This is a genomic window from Buttiauxella sp. (assembly GCF_035271705.1).
In the GTDB taxonomy this organism is placed as follows: domain Bacteria; phylum Pseudomonadota; class Gammaproteobacteria; order Enterobacterales; family Enterobacteriaceae; genus Buttiauxella.
The window spans coordinates 1-17,357 of sequence record NZ_DATERI010000208.1; the positions used below are offsets into that span (position 1 = coordinate 1).

Genomic DNA, 17,357 nt, shown 5'->3' on the forward strand with positions numbered 1-17,357 from the left:
CCCCAGTGAGGTGGCAACAATCAACGTTTCACGGCGATGCAGACCATTCGAGATGATGATGCGGATCCCAGCGATGGCGATCATTGAAAACATTAATGTCATCGCGCCGCCTAAAACAGCGGATGGAACGGTGGTAAAGAAACGACCGATAACCGGGAAGAATCCACATACTATCAATATGATAGCAATGAACTTCCCAATGTGACGCGAAGCCACCCCAGTCATCTGAATCACACCATTATTTTGTCAGAAAGTGGTCAGAGGTAATGAGCCGAGCGCGGATGCGATAACGGAAACCAGCCCGTCAGCCAGCACGCCACCTTTCAAACGCGTCTGATACTCCTCGCCTTCAACGGGTTGCTCCGAAACAATGGCGGTGGCGGTAATGGCGCCTACCGCTTCCAGCACACTGAGCAGATAAATCGTGCCGACTAACAAGAACTGGCCAAAATCAAAGGTGAAACCGTATTTAAAGGGTACCGGAACGGTGATGAGCGGCAGATCATGCATGGTGCTGAAATCCACCATACCCAGGCAGAGCGCGGTGATGTAACCCACAATCATCCCGATGGCAATGCCAGCCATACGCACTAATGGATTGCGACAGCAGTTAAAACCGATAACCACAATCAACACCAATAACCCGACGCCGATATTTTCATAATTGCCAAAAGTGCCGCTACTCTTGGCGGCGAAGCCACCACCAAAATCGATAATACCGATTTTGATCAGGCTCAGGCCAATCATCAGCACCACGATTCCGCTGACGGTTGGTGTAATGACGCGTTTGAGCATCGGCAGAATAAAGGACGATCCCACCACCAGAAATGCCCCAACAAACGATACCGCCAGCATAGAAGAGAGGATCAACTCCTCATGAAGACCATCTTTTTTCATCGCCCCGCCAAGGGCAATCATGACGGTAACGAAAGAGAAGTTAACCGACTGAATCGATAACAACCCGGAACCTATCGGGCCATAGCGATGTACCTGTAACCAGGTACCAATACCTGAGGCGATCATCGCCATGGAGACCAGATAAGTAATGGTGTCAGTCGACAGTTGCAGTGAGGTTCCTACGATTAATGCCGGTGTCACCATCGGGACAAAAATCGCTAAAAGGTGGGTAATCGCACCGACCAGTGACTGGAAAAACGGTGGCTTATCCTCTAACTGATAAAGAAGCTCGGACTCGGTACTTTTAATATCAGACATTTGTACACTCCTGTGACAAATAGAACTTTATTGTTAAACCGATAAATCAGAGTGAGTGGCATCTTCAAGGCAAACATCGTGAGTTTAAGAACGAGATATCCGGTGCGACCACCGGGTTTGGCGGCCCTCCGGGAACCCAATCCCGGAGTTTCCCCTCATTCATTGGCTTAAATGAACGGTGTTACCTTCAAGACGCCATTGACAGCAATCTCACAGAAAGACTTCGCACCCCAGGTGCGAAGATCGATGATGATTAAATACCTGCGTCCATGCGTCGCCACATTTTCGCCGCCACTTTTCTGGCTTCGGCATAGATTGGCTCACAGTCAAAGGCGAACTGGCGGTCCTCGTAGACCATCACGCCGTCTACCATCACGCTGTGAACACTGCTTGAACCCAGGCCAAAGGCCAGATGACCGCCGATGTTTTCAGCTTTGAGCGGCGTAGGTGACGGATAATCGCAAATGGTAAGATCTGCTTTATAGCCTGCTTTCAAGCAGCCAAATTGCGCATTGAAATTACGTGCCAACAGCTCATTTCCGTTGCCAAGGAAACGGGCAAAGCTGTCCGGCCACAGTGAACCCCCTGCATCCCGGTGTTTGAAATAGGCGAATTTCAGTTCTTCGAACATATCGGAGCCGATGCCATCCGTTCCCAGCGCCAGGTTGCGGTACTGGGGCAATTGATGGTTGTAGCCCACATGATTGTTCATGTTGGAGCGGGCATTGTGAACGAGGAAACCATCCTTTTCGTTTAGTAGCTGAATATCGCTGGTTGAGAGATAAAGACCGTGTGCAATCAGGGTCTTGTTGTCGATAAGGTCAAACTCGGCAAGGCGAGCCAGCAGGTCCTTACCATATTTGTCATGGCTGTGTGACACGTCGTAAAGATCTTCTGCAGCATGGATATGCAGACCGCGTCCCGTTTGCTTGATGGCACCGCGCAGCAAGGCAAGACCGGCATTCGATACGGTAAACGGGGCGTGTGCCCCGATATGGGCTTCTACCAGATAGCGTTCTTTACCCGCAACACGTGCTTTATCAATCAGTTGTGCGAAGTTGATATTTTCTTCGACGCCAGCTTGCAGCTCTTCCAGGCCACCATTACGGTCGGTGGTTTCAAAGCAGGTCATCCCGCGCAGCCCAGTCTTCAGGAACGCCTTGCGTAACGTATTGAGCGAACCGGCGATATAGTGAGGCGAAGCATGGTGGTCGATGACCGACGTACAGCCACTTTTAATCGCTTCCAGGGCACAAATTACCCCACTGTAATAAAGCGTCTCCTCGTCGAGTGCCCTATCCAGCCGCCACCACAGATTTTTCAGCGTGGAGATAAAGTCAGGGCTCGGTGGGATCTGCGCCGTGATGCCGCGCGATAATCCGGAGTAGAAATGGTTATGGGCGCAGACCATTCCCGGCATGACGATGCGACCGTGCATCTCTTTCACTGTCGCTGCAGGGTAGTACCCACTCAAGTTCGCACCCACATCGATAATTTCGCTGCCTTCAATGGCAATATCGATGTTTTCCTGAACCCAGGCTGGGTTTAACTGCACGGCAGTGACATTTTTGAGTACCAACATGATTAAACCTCCACCCGTCCTAAAAGATAGTGATGATGCTTATGCACATGACTGATAATCCGGCATGTCTCTTTAAGCTGTTCAGGCTCCTCGAGGAACTGGCTACTGGCATCAATCAATAACTGCCAGACCTGATCGTTTTGACGGATGCTGATGCGGTTGTCTTCGACCAGGAAACCCGGGTTGCTGCTGTTGGCAAAGTCTTCAGGCAGGCTGAAAACGGTCAGCTTGTCTTTATACGGTTTGCCTTGCCATGGGCAGAATTGCGCACAGTTGCCACATTCGTTGCAGAAAGCGTCAAGGTGCAGAGTCTGGTAGCGATTATTGAAGCCGGGGACGGCGATGGAGACGTTGGCGCGGTTCGGACAGACGTCCACGCACTTGCTGCAAACGTAGTTACATTCCAGACAGCGTTCTGATTCCTGTTGGACAAACGCCTCGCGACTGTCTTTATCAACCAGATTGACGGTGATACGCCCCTTACGCTCGTAGAGGCGCTGCGGATCGACATTGTTCCAGTATTTATCGCCGAAGTGAGAACGAATATTCTCACGTTGCAGGATAGTATCGGTCGCGCGACGGGCAGTGCCGATAGCAGCAACAATTGACGATGGGCCACTCTGGACATCGCCAATCAGGAACAACCCAGGTTCGCTGGTTTCTCCGGTATCGTTGATGACCTCCGGCCAGCCTTGCTTATCAAGCGGTACCCCCATTGCTGCCAGAGCTTCGCAATCCTGTTGTTCGCCGATGGCCGTGATCAGGGCATCAAAATGCAGGATTTTGCTGCTGTCGCTGGCAACCGGGCGGCGGCGACCTGACTCGTCGGGCTCACCCAACTCCATCACCCGGACGGTCAGTAAACCATTTTTAGCAAAGTTCTCCGGGTTACTGAGGAACATAAACTTCACGCCATCTGTCAGCGCTTCTTCATATTCTTCACGCCAGGCTGGCATTTCCGCCTGAGTACGACGGTAGATAACCGTCACCGACTGCACGCCAGGGACACGCAGTGCCGCACGAGCACAGTCCATTGCCGTGTTGCCAGCACCGACTACTGCGACTTGTTTACCCAAGTCCAGGTTTACGCCACGGTTGTAGTCACGCAAGAAAGACAGCGATTTGTAGACATTACGATTGTCCCCATCAAGCTTAACGCCACTGTTTTTATCCGTTCCGGTGCCCACCATGACATAGTGGAAACCTTGGTCTTTCAGTTGCGCAACCGTGAGTTGTGGATTGCAGCCATATTCGAATTTCACTCCGTGAGCGGCAACGAAATCAATATCCTGCTGGATAATTTCGCCGGGAATACGGAACTGAGGAATGACGTTTTTCACGACGCCACCCGCATTTTTTTCTCGTTCAAATATTGTCACCGGGTGTCCGGCACGTGCGAGGAAATAACCCGCTGAAAGCCCTGCTGGACCTGCACCAATCACAGCAACTGGGTGGCGAGAACCTGAGCCTGCAGGCTTAAACCAGCGTTGTTTGTAGCCTTCCAGGCCCTTTTCCAGTGCGACTTTCTTCAACTCACGAATATTCAGCGCGCTGTCATAGTCCAGACGGGTACAGTTGAGTTGGCACTGGTGATCGCAAATATGGCTGGTGATCGCAGGTAACGCGTTGCGTTGGTAGATAACTTCCAGTGCATCGGTATAACGGCCTTCGCCCAATAAACGGATATATTCCGGAATGTCTTGTTTGATGGCGCAGGCGGTCACGCAAGGCGCGATGTAGCAATCCGTCAGCGGCAGCTTTTCAGCGACGTTAATGCGCTCTTCTGACTTCCAGTTTTTCTGCGTGTACTCCATGCTGACCGCTTTGCTGGCGAGTGCATCCAGGCGTGCAACATCGACTGACTGCATCCCCCACGCATCAGAATTTTCCAGCTCGCGTAAGCATTCACTCATGCGCAAATAGCCGCCTGGTTTCAGCAAGTCGGTGGCCATGGTTATTGGGCGAATACCGGTTTCAAATATATCGCGAACGGTGAGTTGGCTGGCCCCACCGGAATAGGAAATCGGCAACGTCCCGTTGAAGGCGCGTGACAGCAATGCTGCCACATTAATCGACAGCGGGAAGAGCGCACGGCCTGACATATACATCTCTTCACCCGGCAGCGCGTTTTTATTGTTGATGGTGCCAAGGGTGTTGGTCAGCTTGACGCCGAAACCCAGGTTTTTTTCTTTTGCCAGCGCCACCAGCCGTTGCAACATAGCCAGCGCCTGATCCAGTTTCAGATCATGGTCAAACGATTCTTCGTTCAGCCCGATGTAATCGAAACCGCAGGTATCGAGGATTTCACGGACCCGCGGATAACCCAGCAACGTGGGATTGAGTTTGACGAAGGTATTGAGCGCTTTCTCTTCGAGCATATAGCGACAAATGGCTTCGATTTCATTCGGCGGGCAACCGTGCATGGTGGAGAGGGTCACACCCTGTACCAGTTGCGCCGGGATACGTTCGGCCAGAGTCGCGAGCTGGGCGGTGTTCTGTTGCGGATGTAGTGCCTTCAGGAAGGTCGTGCTATTCAGTTTCTGATTGAGTATCTGGCAATATTCAGCAAATTTAGGGTGATCCGCTGCGTTCATCATATTGTCGATAAACTGCTGCATTGGCGGCTGCTTAATCCCCTCGAGGTTGTAGCCAACGCTCATATTGAAGATAAACGATTTGTCTTCCCCAGCGTTGCGTGCCTCAAAAACGGTTTCCAGCAGATGCAAAATAAACCAAGCTTTCAGGTACTCATCCCAGGCTTTGAGGAGTGTGAACTCGGTAGACCATTCGGTATTGAAGCACTCATCCTCGGCGTCAATACACGGTTTTTCAATCTCCAGTCGGTCAAGAATTTGTACGGTTTTCAGTTCCATAAACCGGCCACCCGTCAACCATGACGTGATGATGTTTTGTGCTAACTGCGTATGCGGACCTGCGGCTGGACCAACCGGTGTTGCGCAGGTTTCGCCAAACACAGTAGTAGGCTGACATTGAGCAGGTTGATAAAACTGGTGTTCAGGAATACCAAAGATAGAGCGTTGTTGCTGGTATTCATCGAAAATGCGTGTCAAAAGTTCCTCGAACGGAACGGGACGCATAATATCACCCATCATTCTCTCCTTACAGATATTCATAATTGAATAACCGGAATTCGTCAGTCCTCCGGCAGATGGAATAATAAAAGCAACAATCGAACCAGATATTATTTAGGCTGACAGGGAATACACTGAACTGTGAAGCAACTCTCTTATCGACACCTATTTGTGAAATGAATCACTCAGTAAAATGAGAGTTAGAATAGGGATTAAAATAGCGCTAACAGGCGTTCTGATTTTATTATTTTTGTTTATGCGTGAGTTTAATTATAAATTCTCAAAAGGAATTTTTAATTATCATCTTGATAAGGGAGATATTGCGGTGATATTTAGAAGATACGGGGCGCAGATGCGCCCCGATTTTTTACTACTGGCTGATAACTACTGCTGATATTTTTACTACTGGCTGATAATAGTGCCGGTTTTCCCCTCAATACCTTCTTTGGCTTTGCTTAGCACGGTTATCAGTGCTTCACGCCCAGTGCGCGAACGAGCAAAAGAGAGGGCCGCTTCAACTTTAGGCAGCATAGAACCTTTGGCAAAATGCTCCTCATCAATAAAGCGTTGCGCATCCGCCAACGACAGGCGATCAAGCCATTGCTCATTAGGTTTGCCATAGTTAATGGCCACTTTTTCCACAGCAGTCAGGATGATAAGCATATCTGCATCGATCATTTCGGCAAGTCTGGCACTGGCCCAGTCTTTGTCGATAACCGCACTGGCACCACGCAGGTGATTACCCTCACGGATAACCGGGATCCCGCCGCCACCCACAGTGATAACGACCTGTCCTGCATCCATCAGGGTTTTGACTGTCTCTTTCTCAATAATATCTATCGGCTTAGGCGAGGCGACAACACGACGATAACCGCGTCCCGCATCTTCTTTCATCACCGTGCCTTTCAGCGCCATCTGTTCGGCTTCTTCTTTGCTAAAGAATGAACCAATCGGCTTACTCGGGTTGAGGAAGGCCGGGTCGTTGGCATCCACTTCGACCTGAGTGATAAGCGTCGTCACCGGCTTGTGAATGTTGCGCGCCAGCAACTCTTCACGCAGGGCGTTTTGCAAATCGTAACCAATGTAACCCTGGCTCAGAGCAACACAGACTGACATGGGCAGCATAGGCGAGTGCGCTTCAGTTTTTGCTGCTGCTTCAAATGCCAGGTTAATCATCCCGACCTGCGGGCCATTACCGTGGGTGACCACGACCTGATGGCCTTGCGCTATCAAATCGACAATCGCTCGTGATGTGCATTTAACCGCTTCCATTTGCCCGGCAAGATCATCACCTAAGGCATTTCCGCCGAGGGCGAGAACAATTTTTTTACTCATCCTTTCCTCACTTTTGATTTTGGGTCAGACGGCTGATAACCCCGGCATCCACTGCCGGGGTTAAAACAGGGGGAGATTAGTGTTTTTCTGCGGCCAGCCAGGTCAGTGGGATAGCGGCGTACATTGCTGCACAGGTCACAAGGTGTGATTTCCAGGTTTTTTCGTCAGGAGCATGAGCTTCTGGCTCTTTACCTGGGCCAAAACCAATCACCGGAATACCGTGACGTCCCATGATGGAGACCCCGTTGGTGGAGAAGGTCCACTTATCAACCACCGGTTGTTTGCGGAATAAACCTTCGTATGCGTCGCTCAACGCTCTGACGGTGAAGTGGTTCTCTTCAACTTTCCAGGTCGGGAAGTAGCACTCGGTCGGATAGACCAGACCGGTCCAGGATGGGCGGTCATAGTTGTACATAGAGACAACCGCGTTGGTTTGCTGAACCGCAGGCAGGGCACGAATTTCTTCCAGTGCACCTTCCCATGTTTCACCCCAGGTGAGACGACGGTCGATTGAAACCGCACAGCTATCGGCAACCGCACAACGGCTTGGTGAGGTAAAGAAGATTTCAGAGACGGTCAGCGTCCCTTTACCGAGGAATTCGTCATGACCCAGTTGCTGTGAAAGCCCCTGTAGCTCATTAAGAATTGGGCCCATTTTGAAGATAGCGTTATCACCGCGTTCTGGTGCGGAGCCATGGCAGCTAATCCCCTGCACTTCCACACGGATTTCCATGCGCCCACGCTGGCCACGATAAATCTGGCAATCAGTCGGTTCAGTACTGACCACAAATTCTGGACGAATACCTGATTGTTCAATGATGTACTGCCAGCACAGACCATCACAGTCTTCTTCCTGAACCGTACCGGTCACCAGTAATGTGTATTCATCTTCCAGACCCAGATCTTTAATAATTTTACCGGCGTACACCATTGAGGCCATGCCGCCTTCCTGGTCGGAGGCGCCACGCCCGCCGATCAGTTCGTCCGTTTCCATCCCCGCATAGGGATCAAAAGTCCAGTTTTTAATGTTACCGATGCCAACAGTATCAATGTGTGCATCCATGGCGACCAGGCGTGGACCATGCCCGATGTAGCCAAGAACGTTACCCATTGGGTCAATTTCAACTTTGTCGAAACCCACTTTTTCCATCTCTTCTTTAATGCGATGGACTACGCGTTTTTCATCGCAGCTTTCGCTGGGAATGGCGATCATATCGCGCAGGAATTTCGTCATATCAGCCTGGTAGTGATTTGCTTTTTCCAAAATCAGTTGGAATGGAATGTGCTTAGCCATGTTGTTCTCTCCAGTCATTTCATTCCCGATCCTCGGGAATATTAAATACGAATGCGAATAGGTGGGGGTAACTCAAAAACCGGCGGGGTATTTACCCTGCCAGACTATTTCCCGATAATTTTTTACGTCAGTGTCTCCCTCGGTACTGATAACCAGCACGACTGAGTGTTTATCTAACCCCAGTTGTTGCATCAGGACCTCACGCTGTGGGTGATAGTGCACGGCGGCTAACACACCCAGCCCAACCGCACCGGACTCACCCGATACCACGCGCGGATCTTTGCCCAGTGGGTTGCCCAGAACACGCATACCCAGTGCGGCAACGGTGTCCTGGCAGGAGATAAATTGCGTGGCGCAGTCGCGAAGCACTTTCCAGCCCAGCGGGTTAGGTTCACCACACGCCAGACCCGCCATGATGGTCGCCATATCGCCGCCGACGTTGACGATTTCGCCTTTTACACCAGAGCGGTAAACGCAGTCAGCCAGTTCAGGTTCCACAATGACGGAGCGCAAATTATTCGCGCCATAGGTATCGACCAGATAACCGAGTACACCACCGGCCATTGCCCCTACTCCGGCCTGCAGGAAAACGTGAGTCGGGCGGGTTATCCCCATTGATGAGATTTGTTCAACGGCTTCGTCAGCCAGTGTGGCGTAGCCCTGCATTATCCAGGTTGGGATTTTGGTATACCCTTCCCAGGCGGTGTCCTGGACCACTTCCCAACCGTTTTGCTGGGCGTTCTTCATGGTCAGGCGCACGGTGTCGTCATAGTTCATATCGGTGACGATACATTCGGCACCCAGATTGAGGATTGCATCCACGCGTTCGCGCGCTGAGCCTTTCGGCATGTAAATCACGGCGTTTTGACCCAACTGTTTTGCCGCCCAGGCAACGCCACGCCCGTGATTACCATCAGTCGTAGTGGCAAACGTCATTTTTTGACTGATCGATGTTTTGAGTGTTTCGAAGGTAAATTCGTTGATATTCAGCTGATATTTTTCGCACAGCAATTGTGCGATGGCGTAAGCACCGCCCAGCATCTTGAAGGCGTTAAGGCCAAAACGCTGCGATTCGTCTTTTACCAGTATCTTCTTAACGCCAAACAACCCCGCCAGTTCATCAAGTGCATAAAGCGGTGTGGGTTGATAACCGGTAATTTTTTTGTGGAAGGCGCGAGCCTGTTGGGCCTGTTGTTGTGAAAACAGCGGCGATGTTTCACCGGTAAAGAAATGGTTATTGGCAATTTCGATCTTCAATGAGAACACAGACATAGTTCCACCTCATCCTGCATAAAATTCGTGCTAGCTGGTGGCCAGCCCGCAGGCTGGCCTGATAATTTATTTGACGCGCTGTTGCTCTTCCTTAAGCAACTGCTCCAGCACCGCACCGGGTTTAGAATATTTACGCGAGAGGATCATTGCCGCGATGATATAAGGCTTCCAGCTGGCTTCTTTGTAGGTCGCGATACGGTATTTTTCGAATACACCCTCGGTGACCTCACCCTCTTTACAGGAGACGCCGCTGATGTCGGCAGGCAGGCAGTGCATATACAGGGCTTCACCCTTGTGGGTCAGCTCCATCATCTCTTCAGTACAGTGCCAATCTTTATGTTTCGCGTTCTGCTCAAGGCACGCTTTCTCAAGCGCTTTCAGGCCGTCGTGATCGTTGGCACGCAACAGTTCGGTACGTTGCTCCATCACCAGATACGGCGCCCATGACTTCGGATAAACGATGTCAGCATCTTTAAACGCTTCTTCCATGCTGTTGACCTGACGGAAGCTACCACCGGATGCTTTGGCGTTATTTTTGGCCACTTCAACCACATCCGGGATCAGGTCATAACCTTCTGGATGAGCCAGTGTGACGTCCATACCAAAGCGGGTCATCAGGCCGATGATGCCCTGTGGAACCGACAGTGGCTTGCCGTAGCTTGGGGAGTACGCCCAGGTCATGGCGATTTTTTTCCCTTTGAGGTTTTCCAGCGAACCAAAATGCTCACGCAGCCAGGCCAAATCCGCCATGGATTGTGTTGGGTGGTCAATATCACATTGCAGGTTGATCAGGGCCGGACGCTGTGGCAACACGCCCTGCTCAAAACCTTCATCCAGTGCGGCCCCCACTTCACGCATATAGGCGTTGCCGGCACCGAGGAACATATCGTCGCGAATACCAATCGCATCGGCACAGAAGGAGATCATGTTGGCGGTTTCACGTACCGTTTCACCGTGGGCGATTTGTGATTTGCCTTCATCCAGATCCTGCTGGGCAAGACCCAACAAATTCAGGGCTGAAGCATAAGAAAAACGGGTGCGGGTTGAGTTATCGCGGAATACTGAAATACCCAAACCATTTTTGAAAACGTTAGTGGCAATGTTTTCTGCGCGCATTGACTTGAGTGCTGCCGCTACGTCGAGGACTTGCTCCAGCTCTTTAGGCGTTTGCTCCCATGTCAGCAGAAAGTCTTTTTCATGGAGATTAGTTTTATGTTTATTGATGTCTTTGATCAGTTCGTTAACAGTTTTCATCGTAAACCCCTGGCAGTGAGATAATTGTCATTGAGTGATGCTGCTACACCTATGCGGAAAATAAGAGAACATCCGGAATAGCGTTACACAGCGATATCATATGAGTAACAAGAAGTGTGCCAAAACCACGAGTAAGATAAATGACATCTCTGTATTGGCTAAATTATGCGTGAGGTGTCACAAAATAAAGCTGGATATCCATAAAATTGATCTCTGGTAACAGAAAAGAAAGCACCTTTCCGTGTTCCTTTATTTTCCAGGAATCGGGGGGTAAATAAAAAAATATCAGTTTTACCACGCGCCATGCATTCAATTTGATAAAACCATCCTGACTATTATCATGTTGATATCAGAGCGAGAATTCGCTCAAAAAAAAATCCAAAATGACAGAAACCGGCAGGCCCGTTACAGACCTGTCGGTTTCGTTTTTTAGTCGTCATATATTCAATGAAGCTGATGAGTATGGGTCAATCCTGGGATGAGAATGTGGTCATTCTTACCCCCTGTTTATGCTCATTATTCCTTAACCTCCACCTTATCAACCCGTTGATCTGACGGCTCTTTATCTGTAGCGCCGTCAGGTTTATAACCATTGAAATAATAATTCAAAATAACGGCGCTAACCGTGGCGAGAAGAATGCCGCTGTGTAGTAAAGGTTGAATAGCCGCAGGGAGTTGACTGAAGAAATCATGAGATACGACGGGGATCATGCCTATACCCAGGCTTATCGCAACGATATAAAGGTTATAACGGTTAGTCGTGTAATTAACACGGGAAAGAATACGAATGCCGGTCGCGAGCACCATGCCAAACATCACAATACCGGCACCACCTAATACAAACTGTGGAACAGAGGCCACTACCAATGCCATTTTAGGAATTAAACCAAAGGTTATTAATATGCCTCCGGACATCACGCAGACCCAGCGACTGGATATACCGGTCACGCTCACCAGACCCACGTTTTGCGAAAATGACGTATGAGGGAAACTATTAAATACCCCCCCAATGACGGTGCCAATCCCATCCACACGTAGGCCACGCATAATATCTTCTTGTTTGGTTGGCCGGCCCACAATATCACCCAGTGCCAGAAACATCCCCATCGACTCAATGAAGGTGATCAGCATCACGACCGTCAGGGTAATAATGGATACCGGTTCGAATGTAGGCCAACCAAAAGCGAAAGGCTTAATCGGTGCAAACCATGGCGCATCAGCTATTCCCGCGAAGCTCACCTTTCCCATGGCCGCTGCGATACCGAAGCCAAAAAGTATGCCCAGCAATACGGAAATATTACTCAGGAATCCTTTTGCATAGCGCGTAACGAGCAGAATAAACACAAGGACGACTAATGAAGTGCCGAGGTAGAGAGGATTACCATAATCGGGATTGCCCTTACCGCCTGCTGCCCAGTGAATCCCAACCTGCATAATGCTGATGCCGATAGAGGTGATGACCACACCGGTCACCACGGTAGGAAATAAAGGCATCAGGCGACCAATGACGGGGACCAGCAACGTCGCGATAATCCCGGAGGCAATGGTTGCGCCAAAAATCCCGGTAAGGCCAATCGTGGGATCGGCACCAATGGCCACCATCGGTGTTACGGCCGCAAAGGTCACGGACATGATCACCGGCAAACGAATACCGATCAAACGACCCACACCCAAACATTGCAATAACGTCACTATTCCACAACAAAACAGATCGGCACTGATCAAAAAGGCAATTTGCTCTTTCGGTAACCCTAAACTGCCACCGATAACCAGCGGTACCGCCACGGCACCAGCATACATGACTAAAACATGCTGCAAACCCAGCGTGAACAGTTGAGCTATTGGCAGATGACGCTCAACCTCATCCACGGGTTGCTCTGTTGGGTTAGCTTTTCCTTTTAAATCGGTATTTATGACGCTCATGGACACATACTCCTGTACGGCTCAGTTAATGAAAATGTTAACCAGCTACGATTCGAAAGCCTTGGCTTCCCTGTTTACGGATGTACAGCGTTTCATCAGCACAAATATTTGCTTGTTTTTACCAAAATCAGATTAGAAATTTGTGCATATGCCAACTATGCACAGAACATGCACGTTTTAATTTATGAGCAGCACAAAGCAGAGGGAAAGTGAATAACTGGGAGAAATATCACGCTTAATAATTAACTGAGGGGAAAGTTACATTATAAATTCACGATGGATCGCTATTCAAAGAAAGGATAATAACCATCAGATAACATAAATAAAAATATCAAAATGGTAGGTTTTATCATTTGAAGAGAGGATTTTCTCATATTGATTTATCGATATCTAATAAAGAAACAGCCTTTTTATTTATTACGCTGGATGTTTATTTCCCAAGTTACGGCTTTGCCAAGCCATTTTATGCGAGTGGTATCGCACATCAAGAATTCTGACTATATCCATTCCATCTATGGCACAAATATTGAATATTATTTTGTCGTAAATGGACTGTGTCGGCTTTTCCTTTCAAATCCCGCCTCATTCCATCGCTTTTCACAATTGCTATCTCTGATGACCTTGCAAAGGTGCAGGTTCGTAATAGCGTTACGTAAGGAGAGTTTTATGGATAAATCCCGCCCAGCAATCCGTCGCGTTGATGGATTAGCCAAAGTCAGAGGCACTGCCATTTACGGCAATGATATGACATTGCCAGGAATGTTATACGGCGTTTGTCGCTATGCTGATATCGCCGCCGGTAAAGTTGAACATATCGATTTATCAGAAGCATTAAGCATTGACGGTGTAGTCAAAATCGCCACCTGGCAGGATATACCGGGTGAGCCGATGGTTGGCATTATGGTCAAAGACTATCTTCCCATCATTAAAGATGAAGTGGTGTTTCACGGTGATGTTATTGCCGTTGTTGCCGCTGAAACCTATGAAGCAGCCTGTCTGGCAGCAGATAAAATCCATATCAGCTACACACCGTTTGAACCGATAACTGACGTCGAACAGGCACTGGCCAAAGGCTCTCGTCTGGTACACCCAGATAAAGGCGATAATATCGCCGCTCATCACCACACGATAAAAGGTGATATCGAGGCCGGGTTTGCCGCAGCCGAACATATTCTGGAGCGCGAATACGAGGTAGGTTTTCAGGAACACGCCTATATCGAACCGGAAGTGGTTCTTACCTGGCTTGACCCCACTGAGCGCCATTTAGTCATTTCGGGCTCTATTCAAAACCCTCACCGTGTGCGCAGTTTCGTTGCCCGATTTATGGGCTGCCCGCAGGGGCATATTAATATCAAACGCGCGGTTATGGGCGGCTCGTTTGGCGGTAAAGATGATGTTATCGACCATCTGGCCTGCCGCTCTGCCTTGCTGACGACGTTAACCGGTCGCCCTGTTAAGTTTTGTTATACCCGCGAACACTCTATTCTGGAGAGCTGTAAGCGGCACCCATTTAAAATGAAATATAAAGTCGGCCTGGATAATGCGGGCCATATTTTGGCGATGAAAATCAATATCCTTGCCGACAGTGGCGGTTATGCCGCTTCGACCCCATTCGTGACCTGGCGCAGTTCCGTGCAGGCTGCCGGCCCTTATCGCATACCCAACGTGCATATTGATGTAACGGGCGTTTATACCAATAACAGTTATACCTCGGCGATGAGAGGATTCGGCTCCCCGCAGGTCGTTTTCGCCAATGAATCGCTGATGGATGAAATTGCCGCGCACTTTAATATGTCGCCGATAGAGATCCGTAGACTGAATGCGCTAAAGCAGGGCGACACCTCGATAACCGGGCAGGTTTTTGACCAACACACCGTATCCACCCATGAAGTTTTAGACAAAGCCACCACCTCTGCCGAATTTGAAAGCAAAAGAAAACACTACGCAGACCTTAACAGTAAAGGCGGCGTTTACCGTTATGGCATCGGTTTAGCACTCAGCTATCGCGGGTGCTCCATTGGTGCTGAAGGTGTCGATACCTCCACGGCATTAGTGCAGGTTAACGAAGATGGCAGCATTAATATTGCCACGTCGGTATCGGAAAATGGGCAAGGTTTACAGACCACCCTCTCATTGATTACAGCGAAAAGTTTTGGCGTACCGTTGTCAGAGATTATGTTCAGCGAGCCGCCAACATCCTTTATTGGCGATGGGGGTTCTACTGCTGCCACGCGCGGGACGATGGTCGGGGGCGGTGCACTTCTGGATGCCGCAAACAAAATCAAACAGAATATTTTAGGCGTGATTGGCCAGCAAATTGGCACATCTGTATTGACGGATACGGTATGGCAGGACGGCAGGATCACCAATAAACATAATCCCGACCTCAGTATGGATTTCAAAAATGCGGTGAATAAAACCAAATGGGCCAGTGTGAGCCTGACAGAATTTGGCTGGTTTGTGCCACCACCAATCCACTGGGATGAGGAAAAAGGCTGCGGTAGCCCGTACTTTACGTGGGTTTATGGTTGCCAGGTCGCAGAGGTCCGCGTCAACACCAGTACCGGAAAAACGGATTTATTGCATGTTACCGCCGCGCACGACGTCGGACATGTGATTAATCCTGTTGGCTTTAATGGCCAGGTCAGTGGCGGCATTGCCCAAGGCTTTGGTTATGCTCTGCTGGAAGACTTCAATATTGAAAATGGCAAAGTTAAGTCCGAAAACTTTGATACCTACCTGCTCCCAACCATTAAAGATATTCCCGAAATCACCATTATTGGTGTAGAGAATCCTGATTTAGCTGGGCCACTAGGGGCTAAAGGGATCGGTGAACCGGCAACAGAATTAGCTGCCGCAGCAATTAATAACGCCTTAAGCTTCGCACTAGGAGCACGATTCAATAAGCTCCCTCTCACCCTGGAGCAGGTGATTTTAGGCTACAACCTGAAAAAGCCCGCCCGACAAAGCGAACTCATGGTTGAAACCGACAATAAGAAGCAGGTCTTACGCTTAACTGACGTTACTGTAACGCGCGCCACTTCTTTGCAAGATGCGCTCACGTTATTGGCGAATGATAATGTTAGCGTTATTGCAGGCGGCACGGATGTGATTGTGCAAGGCCGCTTACAAACCAAACCCATGAACCTGGTCGATATTTCACGCCTGCCGGAGCTTACCCAAATCACGGAGCAAGACGGCGGGTTAATCATCGGTGCCGCAGTAACATTTAATCGTATCGTGGAGCACCCACGGGTGCTGGAACTTTACCCGCTCCTCGCTAAAGCCTGTAAGACCGTGGGCTCGAACCAAATCCGCAACCGCGCAACCATCGGCGGAAATATGGTGAACGCCGCACCTTGTGGAGACTCCCTTCCACCGGCCATTATTTATAGTGCCCAGATAGAACTGCAGTCGCTTGAAGGGACCCGGCGCATGCCTTTATGCGAGTTTATACAGTCAGGATATAAAACTCAGCGTCGCCCTGATGAGCTCATGACTAAGGTCATTTTGCCACCCCCACCAATGCCCACTCCGCACGCGTTTTATCATCAACTCGGGCGAAGAAATGCACTGAATATCACCCGGCAAAGTCTGACCTGCTTGATAGCTTGCGATGCTGATGGCGCCATCAATTATTGTCGTTTAGTTGATGGGGCATTGTTCAGTAAACCGCAACGTCTGCCAGGCGTGGAAAGCTGCCTGATCGGTCACCCGCTGACAGATGAAACCATTAACATGGCCTGCAATGAACTGGAAAAGTTGATCTATGCCGCCATTGGTAAGCGCTGGTCTGCTGCTTATAAACAGCCGGTATTTATCAATATGTTCCGCGACATGATGGCTGAGGCTCAACAAAGCCTGTATCAATCAAAACGTGCATAAGGAAGTGGCGATGAGCAATATTAAAGTCAAAGTAAACGGTAAACTCCTTGATGCTCAAGTCACAGGCAACATGCGCCTGCTCGATTTGGTTCGCGATAAGCTCAGTTTAACGGCCACCAAAGAAGGTTGTGCGGTAGGTGAATGTGGCGCCTGCACTGTGATTATGGATGGCAATGCCGTCTGCTCATGTCTGGTATTAGCCCAGCAATGTGATGGCGCTGAAATCACGACTCTGGAAGGATTAGTGGATGATCCGATGGCGATGAAACTGCAGGATGCCTTTGTCGAACACGGCGGCGTTCAATGTGGTTTCTGTACCCCTGGTGTGTTGGTGAGTACTTCTGCGCTGCTGGCAAAACATCCTACGCCGAGTGACGAACAGTTAATGGACGCCTTAGAGGGAAATATCTGCCGCTGCACAGGCTACCAACCGATTATCCAATCCATTCATCACGCACTGAAGAAATAACCTATCCAGGTGACCCCAAGGGCAATGGCCTGTTGC

The 17,357-nt window shown here is 49.7% G+C and carries 9 protein-coding genes and 1 pseudogene; 2 read left to right on the forward strand and 8 right to left on the reverse strand.

Annotated features, from left to right (window positions below; genetic code table 11):
* The 8 genes and pseudogenes from VJY99_RS18335 to VJY99_RS18370 all read right to left on the reverse strand — a co-directional run.
* Positions 1 to 1,215: pseudogene (locus VJY99_RS18335) on the reverse strand (nucleobase:cation symporter-2 family protein); the annotation flags it as partial.
* Between the two features lie 253 nt (positions 1,216 to 1,468).
* The gene (gene ssnA / locus VJY99_RS18340; RefSeq protein ID WP_324121037.1) at positions 1,469 to 2,797 is read right to left on the reverse strand and encodes a putative aminohydrolase SsnA; all 1,329 of its coding nucleotides are present in this window, start codon (positions 2,795 to 2,797) and stop codon (positions 1,469 to 1,471) included.
* Positions 2,798 to 2,799: 2 nt separating this feature from the next.
* Positions 2,800 to 5,907: a putative selenate reductase subunit YgfK gene (gene ygfK, locus VJY99_RS18345; protein WP_324121077.1), complete on the reverse strand. Its 3,108-nt coding sequence runs from the start codon at positions 5,905 to 5,907 to the stop codon at positions 2,800 to 2,802.
* 384 nt (positions 5,908 to 6,291) lie between these two features.
* Positions 6,292 to 7,224: a carbamate kinase gene (gene arcC / locus VJY99_RS18350; protein WP_324121038.1), complete on the reverse strand. Its 933-nt coding sequence runs from the start codon at positions 7,222 to 7,224 to the stop codon at positions 6,292 to 6,294.
* A 76-nt stretch (positions 7,225 to 7,300) separates the two neighbouring features.
* Complete coding sequence (locus VJY99_RS18355) at positions 7,301 to 8,518, reverse strand: YgeY family selenium metabolism-linked hydrolase (RefSeq protein WP_324121040.1); 1,218 nt, start codon at positions 8,516 to 8,518, stop codon at positions 7,301 to 7,303.
* A 72-nt stretch (positions 8,519 to 8,590) separates the two neighbouring features.
* Positions 8,591 to 9,790 (reverse strand): diaminopropionate ammonia-lyase, encoded by a 1,200-nt coding sequence (dpaL, locus tag VJY99_RS18360; protein WP_324121043.1) that lies wholly within the window; start codon positions 9,788 to 9,790, stop codon positions 8,591 to 8,593.
* 66 nt (positions 9,791 to 9,856) lie between these two features.
* Positions 9,857 to 11,044, reverse strand: coding sequence for a knotted carbamoyltransferase YgeW (gene ygeW / locus VJY99_RS18365; protein WP_324121045.1), 1,188 nt, complete (start codon positions 11,042 to 11,044; stop codon positions 9,857 to 9,859).
* 516 nt (positions 11,045 to 11,560) lie between these two features.
* Positions 11,561 to 12,967 carry a nucleobase:cation symporter-2 family protein gene (locus VJY99_RS18370; RefSeq protein WP_324121047.1) on the reverse strand — a complete coding sequence of 469 codons (1,407 nt, stop codon included), beginning with the start codon at positions 12,965 to 12,967 and terminating at the stop codon, positions 11,561 to 11,563.
* 666 nt (positions 12,968 to 13,633) lie between these two features.
* Here VJY99_RS18370 and VJY99_RS18375 point away from each other — a divergent pair.
* Together VJY99_RS18375 and VJY99_RS18380 are read left to right on the forward strand one after the other, a co-directional pair.
* Positions 13,634 to 16,852, forward strand: coding sequence for a molybdopterin cofactor-binding domain-containing protein (locus VJY99_RS18375; protein ID WP_324121049.1), 3,219 nt, complete (start codon positions 13,634 to 13,636; stop codon positions 16,850 to 16,852).
* A 10-nt stretch (positions 16,853 to 16,862) separates the two neighbouring features.
* A complete protein-coding gene (locus VJY99_RS18380; protein ID WP_324121051.1) occupies positions 16,863 to 17,321 on the forward strand; it encodes a (2Fe-2S)-binding protein in 459 nt (152 codons plus the stop codon).
* Positions 17,322 to 17,357: the final 36 nt, after the last annotated feature.